General features: G+C 70.6%; 13 protein-coding genes and 2 pseudogenes. 10 read left to right on the top strand and 5 right to left on the bottom strand.

The window, feature by feature from the left end; genetic code table 11:
- Positions 1 to 120: pseudogene (locus ABZY44_RS35105) on the top strand (RdlA protein); the annotation flags it as partial.
- Between the two features lie 298 nt (positions 121 to 418).
- Here ABZY44_RS35105 and ABZY44_RS35100 read toward each other — a convergent pair.
- Positions 419 to 580: a hydrophobic protein gene (locus ABZY44_RS35100; RefSeq protein ID WP_356661131.1), complete on the bottom strand. Its 162-nt coding sequence runs from the start codon at positions 578 to 580 to the stop codon at positions 419 to 421.
- A gap of 234 nt (positions 581 to 814) precedes the next feature.
- Between ABZY44_RS35100 and ABZY44_RS35095 the strand changes: the two are divergent.
- Positions 815 to 993, top strand: a pseudogene (locus ABZY44_RS35095) (CsbD family protein).
- 90 nt (positions 994 to 1,083) lie between these two features.
- Here the strand turns inward: ABZY44_RS35095 and ABZY44_RS35090 are convergent.
- Together ABZY44_RS35090 and ABZY44_RS35085 are read right to left on the bottom strand one after the other, a co-directional pair.
- Positions 1,084 to 2,310: a cytochrome P450 gene (locus ABZY44_RS35090; protein ID WP_356661129.1), complete on the bottom strand. Its 1,227-nt coding sequence runs from the start codon at positions 2,308 to 2,310 to the stop codon at positions 1,084 to 1,086.
- Between the two features lie 301 nt (positions 2,311 to 2,611).
- Positions 2,612 to 3,337 (bottom strand): TetR/AcrR family transcriptional regulator, encoded by a 726-nt coding sequence (locus ABZY44_RS35085; protein WP_356661127.1) that lies wholly within the window; start codon positions 3,335 to 3,337, stop codon positions 2,612 to 2,614.
- 107 nt (positions 3,338 to 3,444) lie between these two features.
- On the opposite strand from ABZY44_RS35085, the gene ABZY44_RS35080 reads away from it, so the two are divergent.
- Both ABZY44_RS35080 and ABZY44_RS35075 read left to right on the top strand, forming a co-directional pair.
- Positions 3,445 to 4,998: an MFS transporter gene (locus tag ABZY44_RS35080; protein ID WP_356661125.1), complete on the top strand. Its 1,554-nt coding sequence runs from the start codon at positions 3,445 to 3,447 to the stop codon at positions 4,996 to 4,998.
- Positions 4,999 to 5,325: 327 nt separating this feature from the next.
- Positions 5,326 to 5,475, top strand: a complete 150-nt coding sequence (locus tag ABZY44_RS35075; RefSeq protein ID WP_356661123.1) for a hypothetical protein — start codon at positions 5,326 to 5,328, stop codon at positions 5,473 to 5,475.
- A 22-nt stretch (positions 5,476 to 5,497) separates the two neighbouring features.
- On the opposite strand, the gene ABZY44_RS35070 is transcribed toward ABZY44_RS35075, so the two are convergent.
- The gene (locus ABZY44_RS35070; protein WP_356661121.1) at positions 5,498 to 5,872 is read right to left on the bottom strand and encodes a VOC family protein; all 375 of its coding nucleotides are present in this window, start codon (positions 5,870 to 5,872) and stop codon (positions 5,498 to 5,500) included.
- A 217-nt stretch (positions 5,873 to 6,089) separates the two neighbouring features.
- Here ABZY44_RS35070 and ABZY44_RS35065 point away from each other — a divergent pair, with 217 nt between their 5' ends.
- Both ABZY44_RS35065 and ABZY44_RS35060 read left to right on the top strand, forming a co-directional pair.
- Entirely contained in the window at positions 6,090 to 6,914 is an 825-nt protein-coding gene (locus ABZY44_RS35065) for a serine/threonine-protein kinase (protein ID WP_356661119.1), read from the top strand.
- 76 nt (positions 6,915 to 6,990) lie between these two features.
- The gene (locus tag ABZY44_RS35060) at positions 6,991 to 8,295 is read left to right on the top strand and encodes a pentapeptide repeat-containing protein (RefSeq protein ID WP_356661117.1); all 1,305 of its coding nucleotides are present in this window, start codon (positions 6,991 to 6,993) and stop codon (positions 8,293 to 8,295) included.
- Positions 8,296 to 8,472: 177 nt separating this feature from the next.
- Here ABZY44_RS35060 and ABZY44_RS35055 read toward each other — a convergent pair whose 3' ends face one another.
- Positions 8,473 to 9,552: an alpha/beta hydrolase gene (locus ABZY44_RS35055; protein WP_356661115.1), complete on the bottom strand. Its 1,080-nt coding sequence runs from the start codon at positions 9,550 to 9,552 to the stop codon at positions 8,473 to 8,475.
- Positions 9,553 to 9,690: 138 nt separating this feature from the next.
- Between ABZY44_RS35055 and ABZY44_RS35050 the strand changes: the two genes are divergently transcribed.
- The 4 genes from ABZY44_RS35050 to ABZY44_RS35035 all read left to right on the top strand — a co-directional run bounded on the left by ABZY44_RS35050 (position 9,691) and on the right by ABZY44_RS35035 (position 14,536).
- Complete coding sequence (locus ABZY44_RS35050; RefSeq protein ID WP_356661113.1) at positions 9,691 to 10,329, top strand: GNAT family N-acetyltransferase; 639 nt, start codon at positions 9,691 to 9,693, stop codon at positions 10,327 to 10,329.
- A gap of 35 nt (positions 10,330 to 10,364) precedes the next feature.
- The gene (locus ABZY44_RS35045; protein WP_356661133.1) at positions 10,365 to 11,210 is read left to right on the top strand and encodes a PaaX family transcriptional regulator C-terminal domain-containing protein; all 846 of its coding nucleotides are present in this window, start codon (positions 10,365 to 10,367) and stop codon (positions 11,208 to 11,210) included.
- 171 nt (positions 11,211 to 11,381) lie between these two features.
- The gene (locus tag ABZY44_RS35040; RefSeq protein WP_356661111.1) at positions 11,382 to 11,915 is read left to right on the top strand and encodes a hypothetical protein; all 534 of its coding nucleotides are present in this window, start codon (positions 11,382 to 11,384) and stop codon (positions 11,913 to 11,915) included.
- 281 nt (positions 11,916 to 12,196) lie between these two features.
- Positions 12,197 to 14,536, top strand: a complete 2,340-nt coding sequence (locus ABZY44_RS35035; protein ID WP_356661109.1) for a collagenase — start codon at positions 12,197 to 12,199, stop codon at positions 14,534 to 14,536.
- The last annotated feature ends 192 nt before the right edge of the window (positions 14,537 to 14,728 follow it).

Below are 14,728 nucleotides of genomic sequence, written 5' to 3'. Positions count from 1 at the left end.
TCCAACCCGCAGAACCAGCAGTGCACCGAGAACTCCACCCAGGCCAAGGGCGACGAGCCGCTCTCGCACATCCTGGACAACATCCCGGTCCTGTCGGGCAACGTGTCCGCCAACAGCTGACACTCCCCTCTACGAGCCGGGGTCTCCGACGACGCCTGCACGAGTGCCCACGGGACCCCGGCTTGCTCCACCCGGATCCACGACCTCTCCCCCACGCGTGCAGCGGCCGCGAGGCCGCCGAGCCGGGCGCAAGCTCCGCATAAAGCCCCCGTCCGACCGGACAGGGGCTTTACGCATTCCGCGGACCTCGTCAGCGACGGAGCGCGACTGCGTTCGTAGTCGAGTCCAACGCCGCGGGGTCCACCCCCACGGTGAGGGTGGACCCCGCAGCCAGCACGTCACCGGACAGGAGCCGCCGCTACCAGCGGTACCAACGGCCGCTGCCGCTCTTGGGCCGGGCGACGAATCCGAGCAGCCAGACCACCAGCACCGCGATCGCGACCCACCAGAGGATCTTCACGGCGAAACCGGCGCCGGCCAGAATCAGAACGAGCAGAAGAACGAGAAGCAGGGGAACCATAGTTATCAACCTCCGAGCAGTCGAATGCCCCGGCCTTCTCCGAGCATGCATGCGATATCTTCTTGTTTCTCATCGGCGCAGGGGGGAAGCAGAAAGTGCCGCCCGTGCGTCAGGACCCCTCACGCGGCGCGGCCGCCCCTGTTTGCAGGAGGCTCCCCCGCTACGTTTGAGACTCCCCCAACGGGTCAGACGACCTGGCGCAAGGCTGTTTCCGATTCTTGGGGAGTGATGGTCATGTCGGCTGAGGACAAGAGCCAGGCCAAGGGCGAGCAGGCCAAGGGAAAGATCGAGGAAGCCGCGGGCCGCGCCGTCGGCAACGAACGCCTCCCGCCGAGGGCCGCGCCGACCAGGCCAAGGGCGATGCCCGCGAGGCCAAGGAAAAGATCAAGGACGTCTTCAAGCACAAGCCCTGATGCACAGCGCCCACCACCGCACGCGGCCCCCGACCTCGAGGCCTCGAGGTCGGGGGCCGCGCCGCGCTTGCAGGTGCCCGCCGTGATCCTTCAGCCCGCGGCCGGCGTGAACTCCACCAGCAGGGACTTCGGACCGCGGGTGAAGACACCCTGCTCGGCAGGGTCGTACCCGTCGGCCGGCCGGAGGTCCGGCATCGCATCGAGGAGTTGGTTGGCGGCGATCTCCACTTCGGCCTTGGCCAGCAGGGCGCCGACACAGAAGTGCCGTCCGAGCGCGAACGCCAAGTGGTCCGCCGCCGCGGAGAAGGCGGTGGGCGTCGTGAGGTCGTCGCGGAAGATGTCGAACCGGTCCGGGGCCCTGTAGCGCCCGGGATCGCGGTTGGCCGCTCCGATCAAGCAGGTGACGGTGGCTCCCGCGGGGATGGTGCCGCCCGTCGTCCGGACCTCGGTGGCGGACTGTCGCATGATCATGTGAACCGGCGGGCTGTAGCGCAGGGTCTCCGCGACGGCACGGTCGATGAGTCCGCGGTCCTGCCGGATCGCCTCGAGCTGTTCGGGGTGGGCAAGGAGGTTCGAGAAGAGGCTGGCGACGGCCTTGTCCGTGGTCTCGGCGCCCGCGGTGAGCAGGAGGCTGCAGAACGCCTTGATGTCTTCGTCGCTCATGCTCACCCCGTCGACCTCAGCGGTGCAGAGCGCGGACAACAGGTCGTCACCGAGGTTTTTGCGCCGGTCCCTGATGATCGGCAACATGTACGCGGCGAACTCGGTCTGGGCCCGCACGCCGGCCGCGGCGTACTCGGGGTCACCGGACAGATTCGCGATGAACGCCACGAAGGCCCGGTACCAGCCGCCGATGTGCTCCTGGCCCGACCGGTCCAGCCCGAACATGTCCGCGATGACGGAGATGGGGAAGCGGGAGGCGAAGCCGCTCACCAGGTCGACGGAGCCGACGCCGCGGAACGCGTCGATCAGTTCGCGGGAGTTGCGTTCGATCAGCGGAACGACCTTCTCCCGTAGCTCGTTGCCCCGGAAGGCCGGTGCCACCAGCGCCCGCCGGGTGGCGTGCTCGCGGCCGCTCATCTGCAGGAGGGTCTTCCCGTGTACGGGCTCGGCCTGCCAGGCGTAGTTGTCGGTGGTGAACTGCGACTCCCTGTCCTTGAAGACGCGCGCGACGTCCTCGTAGCGCGAGACGAGATAGCTCTGCGTCGCCTCGTGCCAGGCCAGGGGCGCGCTCTCGCGCAGGGCCCGGTACGTCGGGTACGGGTTGTCGGCGAACTCCTGCGACAGGATGTCCGGAGCGTCGTGGGCGGCGGTCATGGGGTTCCCCCATCGGCTTCGATTCCGTTGCGCCGACTCCGCCGGCCGTCCACCGCACCATCTGCGGGTCGCCTTGAGGTCGATGGGGTCGGCGCGGCTGAGCCCTGTCCAGGAAACACCACACCGTGTGCCGCAGCCAGGGCTTCGACGCATCCTCGTGCACGGCCCCCGGCCTCGCGTGACGTGAGGCGTTCCAAGAGGTGCCAGGGGCGACGGCCGACCGGTACGCCCTCGACGACGTGGGCCAAGTGGACGACGTGGAGGACGAAGTGGCCGTCGTCGGTGAACACGCCGCGGACGGTCACTCGGCTGGTGCGCCCGTCCCTTCGCTCCGCGCATCGGGAACGTGCTCCAGCAGGGTGGACAGTCCGTCCAGGAGGCGCTCGAGGCCGAACGAGAAGCGGTCCTCCATGGACGGGCCGGTCAGGTGGTCGGCGAGTGCCACCAGGCTGGGGAAGGAGTCCGGCGGCAGCCGGCGGAACTGTTCCCCCACCGCCGTGGCGGCCTCCTGGCGGCTGGCACCCATGGCCTCGGACGCCGAGATGGGTCCCTGTTCCTGGAGCACGAAGCCCTGGACGAACGCGCCGAGCAGGTAGCTGATCATGGCCGCGTCGGCGTCGGAGAAGCCGGCCTCCCGCAGACGGCCGAGCTGGTCCTCCATCAGGCGCAGCAGGGAGGGGCCCGGGGCGAGCCGGCCCGCGACCACCTTGGCGGCGTCCCGCTTGCCGAGCAGGTGCCGACGGTAGCGCACGCAGTACTCGCGCAACTGCAGACGCCAGTCGCCCTCACGGGGCGGCGCCTCGGCGTCGGCCATGAGTTCGTCGGTGAGCAGGTCCAGCAGCTCTTCCTTGTTGCGCACGTGCCAGTACAGGGAGGCCGCCTTCACCCCCAGCTCGGCGGCGACGTTGCGCATCGAAAGGCCTTTGACGCCTTCGCGCTCCAGCACCCGCACGGCCGCCCGAGCGATCGTCTGACGGGTCAGACCCGGCTGCGCCGGTCCGTCATCGGCGCTTCCCTCTCCCGCCATTGGCCACCTCCGCCCTCGGGTTCCCTCGGGAATCCCGCTTGCCATCTAACAGCGTTAGGGGCAGTCTAGCCGCACCGAACAACTGACTAACACTGTTAGGGAGTGTGATGAGGAAGCCGCCCGCCCCCCGCAAAGGGCTCGTGCTCGCCACCCTGTGCGCCACGATGTTCATGGCGATGCTCGACAACGTCATCGTCAACAACGCCTTGCCCCGCATCGGGCAGCAACTGCACGCCGGCGTCACAGGACTCCAGTGGGTGGTGGAGGGCTACAGCCTGGTCTACGCGGCCCTGCTGCTCACCGGCGGCACCCTGGGCGACCGGTACGGCCGCAGGCGGATCTTCCTCACCGGCCTGGCGGTCTTCACGGCGGGCTCGGCGGCGGCGGCCCTGTCCGGCTCGACCGGCACGCTGATCGCCGCACGGATGCTCCAGGGCCTCGGCGCGGCACTGCTCACGCCGGGCAGTCTGTCCATCCTGCGCCACGTCTTCACGGACGAGAGGGAGCGGGCCCGAGCCGTCGGCCTGTGGTCGGGCGTCTCCGCCCTGGGCCTGGCCGTCGGCCCGGTCCTGGGCGGGCCGATCGTGGAGACCTTCGGCTGGGCCGGGGTCTTCTGGATCAACGTCCCCATCGGGGTGGCGGGTCTGCTGCTCGCAGCCCGGGTGCTTCCCGAGTTCGCGACCCGTACCAAGCGGTTGGACCTGCCAGGCCAGGCGCTCTCCGCGCTGGCCTTCGGCGCGCTGGTGTACGCGCTGGTCGAAGGGCCTGCCCGCGGCTGGACCGACACCCGGGTGCTCGCCCTCGCCGCCGTCGCGGCACTGGCCCTGCCCGCCTTCGTCGCGGTCGAGGCACGGGGCGCCGATCCCATGCTCGACCTGCGCTTCTTTCGGGACCGGGTGCTCACCGGCGCTGCGGTGAGCGGCTTCATGACCAGCTTCGGCATGTTCGGCGCCGCGTTCTTCCTGCCGCTGCTCATGCAGGACGTGATGGGCTGGTCCCCCTCGGACGCGGGCTGGGCGGGCCTGCCGATGACCGCGATGATCGTGGTCGCCGCACCCCTGTCGAGCACGCTCACCTCGCGCCACGGCGCCCGCCTTCCTCTGGTCACCGGCCTGGCCCTGTGCGCCACGGCGCTCGGCGCCCTCTCGCTCTACGGCGCGGACGCCCGCTATCCGCAGTACGTCTGGGTGCTGCTCACCATGGGCCTCGGCATGGGGATGACGTTCACTCCGGTGTCCATCACGGTCATGCAGCGCGTCGCCCCCGAGCGGGCCGGCATGGCCTCCGCGACCCTGAACACCCTGCGCGAACTCGGCGGCGTCATCGGCGTCGCCGCACTGGGGGCCGTCCTCGGCAGCCGCCTCACCGCCACCCTGACCGAGTCACTGCACCGGCTGGGAGCGCCCGCCGACTTCGGCCTCCACCTGCCCGGCACCGCGCCGGACGACACCGGCGGCCTGCCCGTCCCCGTCCCCGACGCCGTCGCCGACGCCGTGAACGCCGCCTTTATCGACGCCCTGCACGTGGCGCTCCGCTGCGGCAGCGCCGCCCTGGCAGCCGCTGCGCTCCTCGTCGCGCTCCTCCTGCGACCGCGACGGGGCGCCTTCCCGTCGGCCGCCGTCGCTCAGCCGGCCCCGCGACCGCGAGCGGCGCGGCGGTAGGCGGAGGGACTCGCCCGGGTCCCCGGCCCGGGGCGGCCGGTTCGGGCGCCGGCAGGTGGGGCTGCGGGTGGTCGCCCGAGGCCTCCCCCCGCTCACCTGGCCCGGTGACGTGAACGTGTACCTCGGATGGCGGCGGGGACGCGTCGCACCGGTGGCAGTCACCGGGGGTGCGCCCAAGACTCGTGGCCGGAGCCCAACACGAGGGAGAGGCAGCAGCCCATGCCGCGAGCAGAGGAGGAAGGCGTCGCCGCGCGCCCGATCGGTACGGGGGATCAGCGGAGCAGCAGAGCCGCACATCTGCGGACCGCGATCAGGCGAACCAACCTGTTGCCGGCATTCTTGGTGCTCACGGTCATGATGGTGGCCCTGTGGCTCATGGGTATGCCCTTCTTGCAGGCCCTGACGATCTCGACCGGAGTGAAGATCGCGGTGGCCCTGCTGGAGCTCCGGCGGCTGCCCGGCCCTCCGGACGGCTGACGCAGGCCCCGCGCCCTCTGCCTCAGTGGAGGCAGAGGCAGAACGGATGGCCCGCCGGGTCGGCGTAGACCCGCCAGTTGGCCCCCGGACGGATCTGGTCCGTGCGCTCCAGCACGGTCGCGCCGAGGGCGAGCACCCGCTTCTCCTCCGCCTCGAGGTCGTCCACGTCGAAGTCCAGGTGCATCTGCTGGGGCTGCTGCTGGCCGGGCCACTCGGGCGGCCGGTAGCCCTCCACCCGCTGGCAGGCCAGTGGCGTTCCTTCGAAACCGCGCACGTCGATCCAGCTGAGGTCCTCCGGGTCCGCGACCACGTGGCCGCCCAGCAGTTCCGCGTAGAACTCCGCCAGCCGTACCGGGTCGGCACAGTCCAGCGCGATCGACTGCAGCTTTCGCATCACTTGCGACACCTCTCGTCCGTCAGCCGCTTCCGCCCCTCCCCCACGGGAGGGGTTGTACCCGCCGCCCCGAGCGGTATGCCCCGCGCTCGTGAGGCGGCCGGCCGACCCCTCTCCCCTGAACCGCAGCGCCGCCCTCGTCCATATGCGTCGCCCCCGGGTGTCCGGATGCTACGTTCGGCAGGTGGTCCGGAATCAGCCCATTCAGCTCGGTACACAGATGGCCGGCTACCAGGTGGAGTGTGAGATCGGCCGCGGGGCAATGAGCACCGTCTACCGCGCGAAGGACCTACGGCTGGGCCGTACCGTGGCCCTGAAAGTCCTGGCCCCCGACCTGGCGAGCAGCGACGCCATCCGTCGACGTTTCCTCCACGAGTCACGCGCGGCCGCTGCGATCGATCATCCGCACATCGTGCCGATCTTCGGAGCCGGAGAGGCCGACGGGGTCCTGTACATCGCCATGCGCCACGTGGCCGGGCCGGACCTGGGGGCTCTCCTGGACCGGGACGGTCCGCTGCCCGTGACGGGTGCGCTGCGCATCGGCGCACAGGTGGCGTCCGCGCTCGACGCCGCGCACGAGCACGGCCTGGTCCACGGGGATGTGAAACCCGGCAACATCCTCTTGGCCAACGTCGGTGACGATCCCCACTACGCGTATCTCAGTGACTTCGGGATGTCGAAACCAACGCTGGCCGACGCGTCCTTCACTACGGTGGGCGAGTTCGTGGGCACCCTGGACTACGTGTCCCCCGAGCAGATCTCCGGCCGCCCCGTGGACGGTCGGGGAGATCTGTACAGCCTCGCCTGCGTGGTCTACGAGGCCCTCGCGGGTGGGCCCGTGTTTCAGAGGGACGATGGCATGGCGCTGCTGTGGGCGCACCAATACGATGCGCCGCCGGACCTCTCCGCACGGCGTCCGGACCTCGCGCCCGCCGTCGACGGTGTGATGGCGAAGGCGATGGCCAAGTCCCTTCAGGACCGCTACGGTTCGTGCCGGGAGTTCGTGGCGGAGCTGTTCGCCGCCACGGGCGGTCGGGCGGGCTGAAAGGATGCCCCGGGGACGCTGGTGGCCGCGCCGGTGGCGGCATACGAGCGGTCGGTACGCGCCGGACCTCTGGCCCGTGTGGCTCGTGGTCTGTCTGGCCGTGGTCGTGGTGTGCGCGGCCGGCGTCGTGGCGTACTGGCTCGTCCGCCGGCTGACGGAACCCGCGCAGACCCTGGCCGTTCCCGACGGCATCAGGCTCAGCATCGCCATCCTGACGGTCTTCGGTGCGGTGCTCGCCGGTGTGTACGCCTACCGCAAGCAGCGCATCGCCGAAGGGGACGCCCACCGCGCGGACGCGACCCAGTTCGCCGAGCGCTACAGCACCGCGGCCGGTCAGCTCGGCCACGAAGGATCCGCCGTACGCCTCGCCGGCGTGTACGCGATGGCCCGGCTGGCCGACGACTGGGTGGAGCAACGCCAAGTCTGCGTGGACGTCCTGTGCGCCTATCTGCGCATGCCCTATGAAGGGAACCCGGAGTCCGACCAGTACAAGAGGGGAGAACGGGAGGTACGGCAGACGATCATCAAGGTCATCCGCGATCACCTCCAGGAGTCGCCGGGAGACGCTTCCTGGTCGACGTGCGCTCTCGATCTCACCCGCGCGGTCCTCGACGGGGGCGACTTCTCCGGCTGCCGGTTTCGCGGCAGCGTCTCCTTCGCCGACGCCGACTTCGTCGGAGAACTGGTCAGCTTCGACGAAGCCGTGTTCCTCGACGGCTCGGTCACCTTCCACGGCGCACGCTTCGGAGCCGGCGCGGTCACGTTCGACGACGCCCGCTTCCTGGGCGGATCGGTCAGCTTCGACGAGGCGCGCTTCAACGGCAGCGCGCTCTCCTTCGGCGGCGCGCTGCTCGGTCCCTGCGCTGTCACGTTTCACCGTGCGCACCTCAGCGGCGGGACGACGCTCGCCATGGACGAGGCACGGCTCTGTGGCGGCACGGTCGGCTTCGACCACGCACAGTTCGAGAACGCCACGGTCACCTTCAGCCGCGCGCGACTGGAGGACGGTTCGCTCGCCTTCCGTCGCGCGAGGTTCACCGGTGGCACGCTGAGTTTCGACCACGCCCACTTCTCGGGCGCTGCCGTCGCCCTCGACGACGCGGAGTGCACGGGCGGCACGGTGAGCTTCTACGCGTCCCGGTTCGACGGCGGGGACATCACCTTCGACTACGGACAGTTCACCGACAGCACGGTCACCTTCCATCACGGGCGTTTCAACGGAGGCACCGTCTCGCTCGGCCACGCCAGGTTCAGCGGCGGCATGGTCTCCTTCGTCCGCGCCCAGGTGAACGGGGGCCGGGTCGCCCTCGCCGAGGCGCAGTTCAGCGACGCCAACGTCCGATGGGGCCGCCTCCGGCCGGCCGACGGCGGATCGCACTGAACTGCCTGTGGCCCGCGTCGGCGCCGAAAACTGGATCGGCGCGTCGTCTTCCAGGCAGGGTCGGCGCCAGATCGCCGGCGCCGAGAAGCGGCACGGCGCCGGCGAGATCGGCGGGCTGGTCGAAGCTCCTACGACCACCTCCGGCACCAGATCACCGACGGATCGTGGGCACTCCGGTCAGGGGGCGGTGCGGTTGCCTGCCGGTCCTCCGTCTCGAAGGCCCTTCAGGAACCGGCCCTGGCCTTCCAGGAATCCGTCCGCGAAGAGCGAGCGGGGCGAGAGGAGCGCGGTCAGAGTGATCTTGAGGTCCGACTGCTCGAGGGACTGCTTGACCATCGAATGGGTCGCGTCCGGGTAGCTCTCGGCCGTCAACGCCCCGCCCATGTCCAGCACTTCGCGGTAGACGCGCTCCGTGTCCGCGGTGTCCACGTTGATGTCGTGGCCCGCGAGGGTCAGCAGAACCGGTACGCCGCGCAGGGCGCGGAGGTCTTGCGTGGCGTCGGCGGTGTAGTTCCTCGCGATGAAGCGCCAGCGCTCGGGGGTCATGCCGTCCGCGTCGCCGCCCATGGCCCTGACGTACTCCTCGAACGCCGCCTGGCGTTCCAGCAGCAGCCGGGTCGTGTCGCTCTTGGCGATCGCCTCGTCGGTGCGGGCCTCGGACGCGCCCTCCGCGCGCAGCTCGGCGAGGAGGTTGTAGCGGCCCTGCCGGAGCCAGTTGATCGCGGGCGAGACGGCGATGACGAAGCTCACGGGCGTCCTGGCGGCGACCTTCGGCAGGACCCAGCCCGCCTGGCTGGCGCCCCAGAGCCCGATCCGGTCGCCGTCGATGTCGGCGCGGGCGCGCGCCCAGGCGATGGCGGCGGCCGCCTCGTCGGCCCGGTCGTCCATGGACTGGCGGAGCCAGTCGCCCGGTGCGCCCGCGACGCCGGGCTTGTCCCAGGAGAGGGAGGCGTACCCGGCCTTGGCGTTCGCTTCCCACAGGGGCTCGTAGCCGTCGTCATGGGTGGCGTCGACGGGGCCGTCGCCGTGGACGTACACGACCAGGCCGTGGCGCCTGCGGCCGTCGCGGGGTGTGGCCAGTACACCGTTGAGGGTGTGGTCACCGTGTCGGATCGAGACCCGCTGCTCGTCCATGTCGTAGGAGTTCTGCCACAGCACCACACCGCCGAGAGCCGCGGCCAGGACCAGGACGGTGACGAGTGACCAGACGACGGTGCGGAGCCCGCGACGCCGTGGGGGTGGGGTCTTCGGGCTCATGGAGCTGACCGCCTCAGTTCGGATGTCGGTTCGGATGTCGGTTCGGAGATGCACCTGACCATATCTATCATTACATTCACGATCGTCATGGGGATGATAGCTTTTGGGTCGGGCTTGCAGCGAGGAGGAGGAACCGGGATGACACGGGACGCGACGAGGGACACCGGCACGGGAACGGTGACGGTCCGGCGGGGCGTACCGGCCGGCGCCGAACGGCGGGCGGCCGAGCTGTACTGGGACGCATTCGGCCGGAAACTCGGCCCCGCGCTGAACCCGCCGGACAAGGCGGTGCCCTTCATCGCCGCCCACCTGAACGCCGATCGCGCGGTGTGCGCGCTCCTCGACGGGCAACTCGTCGGCCTGGCCGGCTACCAGCTCGCAGGGCGCGCCCTCACCGGGGGATCGGCCCGCGCCGTGTTGCGTGCGTACGGGCACGTGCGAGGACTGCACAGACTCCTGCTCCTCGCCCTGTTCGAGCGCCACCCGTCCCCCGGACAGCTCGTCATGGACGGCATCGCCGTGGACCCGGCCCTCCGCGGCCGCGGCGTCGGGAGTCTGCTCCTCGAGGAAGTGGCCGCCGTCGCGGCGGAGCAGCGCTGCGGGGAGATCAGACTGGACGTGATCGACACCAATCCGCGCGCCAGGGCCCTGTACGAGCGGCGCGGCTTCACGGCCGGGCGCACCGAGCACACGCCGTACCTGCGCGGGCTGCTCGGATTCGGAGCGGTGACCACCATGCACCGCGCCGTCGCGACGAGCGGGGCGGGAGAACGGTGAGCGCCGGGACGGACCACGTCGAGGTCCCCACCCGCATGCTCGTCCACGCGCTGATCCGGGCGGACGGCAGCGTCGGCGCGGACGAGCTGTACACCGTCGCCAACACGCTGGGCATGAGCGACCAGCAGGTGCGGCTGTGCGTCAAACGCCTCGTGGCCGAGGGCCGGTTCACGCACGAGGGCCGTGGGCGCAAGGCGGAGCTGCACGCCACCGCGGACACCGCGCGGGCCCTCGCGCCCAACGCGGACTTCGTCCGGCACGCCTTCCGGCAGGACGCCGGGCTCGCGCCCTGGGACGGTGTCTGGCACGTGGCCGCCTTCGCGGTGCCCGAATCGGCGCGCACGGCCCGGGACGCCCTGCGGGAGACGCTCGTCCACCTCGGGGGCGCCCCGCTCCAGGGCGGGCTGTACGTCTGCGCCAACGCGTGGGAACCGTACGTCGAAGAAGCCGCCGGCCGCCTCGGCGCGCGGGACGGGCTCACCCTCCTCACGACGACGGATCTGCGCAGGGGCGATGCCCGGGAGCCTGTCGAACTCGCCCGCCGCCTGTGGTGCCTGGAGGAGATCGCGGACCGCTACCACCGGCTCAGCCGTATCGCCCGGCCCCGTCTCGCCCGGCTCACCGACCCCGCAGGACTCTCCCCGGCCGCGCTCCTGACCATCGCGGTCGAACTGGCCGCGGAGCTCACCCGCGCCATGGAGCCCGACCCGCTCCTGCCGCCCCAGCTCCTGCCCCGGCCCTGGCCCGGCGCCCAGGCACGGGACCTCATCGCCCGGTGCTGGGCGGCCCTGCACGAACGAGAGGGCGACGAACCCCGCCCCGCCCTCTTCCGTCTCTACGCCGACATCACCCGAGAGGCGGCCGACCGGGCCACGCGCTGAAGGCGGGACGGCGTCCAGGATCCGCCCGGCCGCTCCCCGTCCACCTGTGGGCGCACACGGCTCCCTCTGCCGGGGGAACTCCGGGGCCCAGGACCCGACTGCGGGCGGACGCAAGGCGGTTGGCCCGCCCCTAGCGTTCTCGGTGTCCATCTCTCCGAGGAGGCTGCCCCCATGGTCCGCGTACCCGGCACCGGCACGTCCACAGCAGGTTCGGCGCGACCGGCGTGGGTCGTGCCCGCCGCCTACACCTGGGTGGCGGGGTTCGCGCTGATGCACGTCCTCGCGATCGTCTCCAACGGCGGGTACGGCGCCGGCGTCGACCCGGGCTCGGGCGACAGCGGCATCGGCTGCGTACTCCCGAACGCGATCGTCATCGCGATCTGCTGCGTCGCCATGGGTGTGATCCACCGTACGACAGGTCCGCCTCGTCCGTTCGTACCCGCCTGGACGGTCCGTGCGGGGGCGTGGATCGGCATGCCCCTCCTGGTGTTGCGCGGGGCGGCGACGGCCGTCGACGAATGTCTGCGGCTGACGGGGGCGATGCCGTACGGGATGTTCGACCAGCGGGAGAACGCCACTTCGGCCTGGGCGCAGTGGTCGGGACGCGCCCTCGACTTCTACTTCGTGCTGGGCGCCGTCGTCCTCGCGCTCGCACTCGGCCCCTGGGTGAGGAAGTCCCGCAGGCAGACGTCCGCACGGCCTTAGTCCCGGGCACGGCCGAACGACCGAACCACCGAACGGCCGAACGGGGACCCGGTGCCGCCGGCCTGGCGTGACGACGGCGGCGCACGGGCCGCCCGACCCGGAGGCCGGCGGGGGCGGTTGGCCCAGACCCGGCCGTGTATGTCGGCAACGTTTCCGTTGCGGTGGCCAGCAATATGGCCGAAACCCTTCCGGCAAGATGCGACATGTGAAATTTTACATGTCACACATCAACTGCCCGTGTCCCCAGCACGCGGCCACAGCGGCCCCGGAGGCCCCCACAGATGCATCCCTTCCGGATATCGAAGGCCAACGCGCGCAGACTTCCTGCACTCGGCGCGGCCGTCTTCATCGCCCTCGGTCTGCTCACTCCACAGAGTCAGGCGGCCTCCGTCGGCGCCACCACCCCGGCGGGTGCGAAGGGAACCGCGGCCTCGGCGCCGCGGTCGATCCCGGTTCCCAAGTCGCCCGATGCGATGAGCAACGGCTCCCGCTTCCGGATCTCCTCGCAGGACAGTGCCGAGGAGACCACCCCGGCACCCGCTCCGGCACTCGCTCCGGCGTCCGCTGCGGACGTCAAGGCGGGCAAGCAGTCCTCGGCGGCCGCCGCGGACGAGTGCGGCGACCTCTCCGGCGTCATCAACGCCACGGGCAGCGCGTTGGTCCAGCAGCTCAAGGCACTCCCCCGGATCACCTGTACGTACCCGCTGTTCAACCTCACCGGAGAGAACGCCCAAAAGGCCTTCCGTGAGCCCCAGATGGTGACCGTCGCCAACGCACTGCGCGACGCCTCCGCCACCTACACGGGCAGCAACAGCGCCGCCGTCGGGCAGCTGGTGCTGTTCCTGCGCGCCGGCTACTACGTGCAGGAGAACCAGGCGAGCGTCGGTGACTACGGCACGGCGCTGGACACCGCGGCGCGCGGCGCGCTGGACGCCTTCTTCGCCTCCCCGCGCAGCAAGGACGTCACCGACGCCAACGGCGAGATCCTCAACGAGGTCGTCACGCTGATCGACAGCACCCACGAGGCCGGCCGGTACGCCGGCGTCGTCAAGTGGATGCTCGGCAGCTACGACGGCACCTGGCCCGGCCAGATGAACCTCGCCATGCAGCACGTCGAGTGGGTCGTCGAGAACGGCTTCAAGGCGAAGAACGACGCCCGCGGCTGGCGGGCCGCCCTCAAGGCCGACCCCGCCATCCTCACCACCTGGGCCGGCTTCATCACGCGCAACGGCGCGCAGCTGAACCGCCTGGACGTCGTCAGCAACGTCGGCCGCTTCCTCGGGTACGCCCTGGACGTACCGGAGCTCAAGGACCGCGTGCGGCCGCTGCTGAAGGACCTGATCAACCGCTATCCGAACGTCGGCCCCACCGCGCCCATCACCATGAACCTGGGCTGGTACACGCGGCAGTACGACAAGGGCAACTGCGCGGCCTACGCCATCTGCGACCTCGGCGAGCGCGTGCTCCCGGCGATCCTGCCGATCCAGCACACCTGCACCCCGGGTCTGAAGATCCGCGCCCAGGACATGTCCCCCGGCCAGCTGGAGAACACCTGCACCAGCCTGGTCAACCAGGACGCCTACTTCCACCGGATCATCGGCGACAAGGGCGCGATCCCCGGTGACCTGAACACCAACCTCGAGGTGGTCGTCTTCGACGACTACACGAACTACTCGCTGTACGCCTGGGCCATCTACAACATCGACGTGGACAACGGCGGCATGTACGAGGAGGGCAACCCGGCCGTCGCCGGCAACCAGGCCCGCTTCATCGCCCATGAGGCCCACTGGCTGCGTCCGGACTTCCAGATCTGGAACCTCAACCACGAGTACACCCACTACCTCGACGGCCGCTACAACATGGCCGGTGACTTCGAGGCCGGCATCGTCACGCCGACCATCTGGTGGGTCGAGGGCATAGCCGAGAACATCTCGTTCGGCTACCGCAACGAGCGCAACGCCGACGCGATCGCCGAGGCCGGCAAGAACACGTACAAGCTCAGCGACCTCTTCGACACCGTCTACGGCCAGGACGAGGACCCGGACGTCAATTCGAACCGGGTCTACCGCTGGGGCTTCCTCGCGGTCCGCTACATGCTGCAGGCGCACCCCGCCGACATCCAGACCGTGCTCGGCAAGTACCGCGCCGGTGACTGGAACGGTGCCCGCACCTTCCTGAAGCAGAACATCGGCACCAGCTACGACGCCGGTTTCGCGACCTGGCTGACGACCACCTGCGCCACCAGCGACTGCGGCCCGCTGCCGGACGCGGCCACGGCCCCGTCCACCCCGCTGTGCACCCTAAGCGACCCCCGTCAGTTCGACAAGAACTGCCGCCGGGACGGCCTCACGGCCGCCACCGGCAACTACAGCTACCACTTCGTGTACCTGCCGGCCGGCCTCAAGCAGCTGACCATCACCAGCAGCGGCGGCACCGGCAACGCCGACCTGTACTACGGCGGCGGCACCTGGGCCACCACCAGCAGTTACGTGGCGAAGTCCACCAACGCCGGCAACGGCGAGACCCTGACGATCGACAACCCGCCGTCCGGCTGGGTCTACTTCAGCCTCGCCGCCACGCAGGGCTTCGGCGGTGTGAGCCTCTCCACGCAGTCCAAGTGAGCCGGTTCGCCGGGCTTCGACCGTCCCCCCGGGGACGGCCGGGGCCCGGCGGGAGCGGATCCGCCGAGCAGGGAACCGCCCGGCGCGGAGCGCCCCGCCCCTCGTACGAGCCGGCAGGCTCGGACGCCGCCAAGGACTCCTTGCCGGCCTCCTCGTCGTCGCTGACGGAGTTGCGTACGTCGACCGTGACCT

It is taken from the genome of Streptomyces sp. NPDC006544, assembly GCF_040611715.1.
Taxonomy (GTDB): domain Bacteria; phylum Actinomycetota; class Actinomycetes; order Streptomycetales; family Streptomycetaceae; genus Streptomyces.
This window is presented reverse-complemented; position numbering and strand designations above follow the sequence as displayed.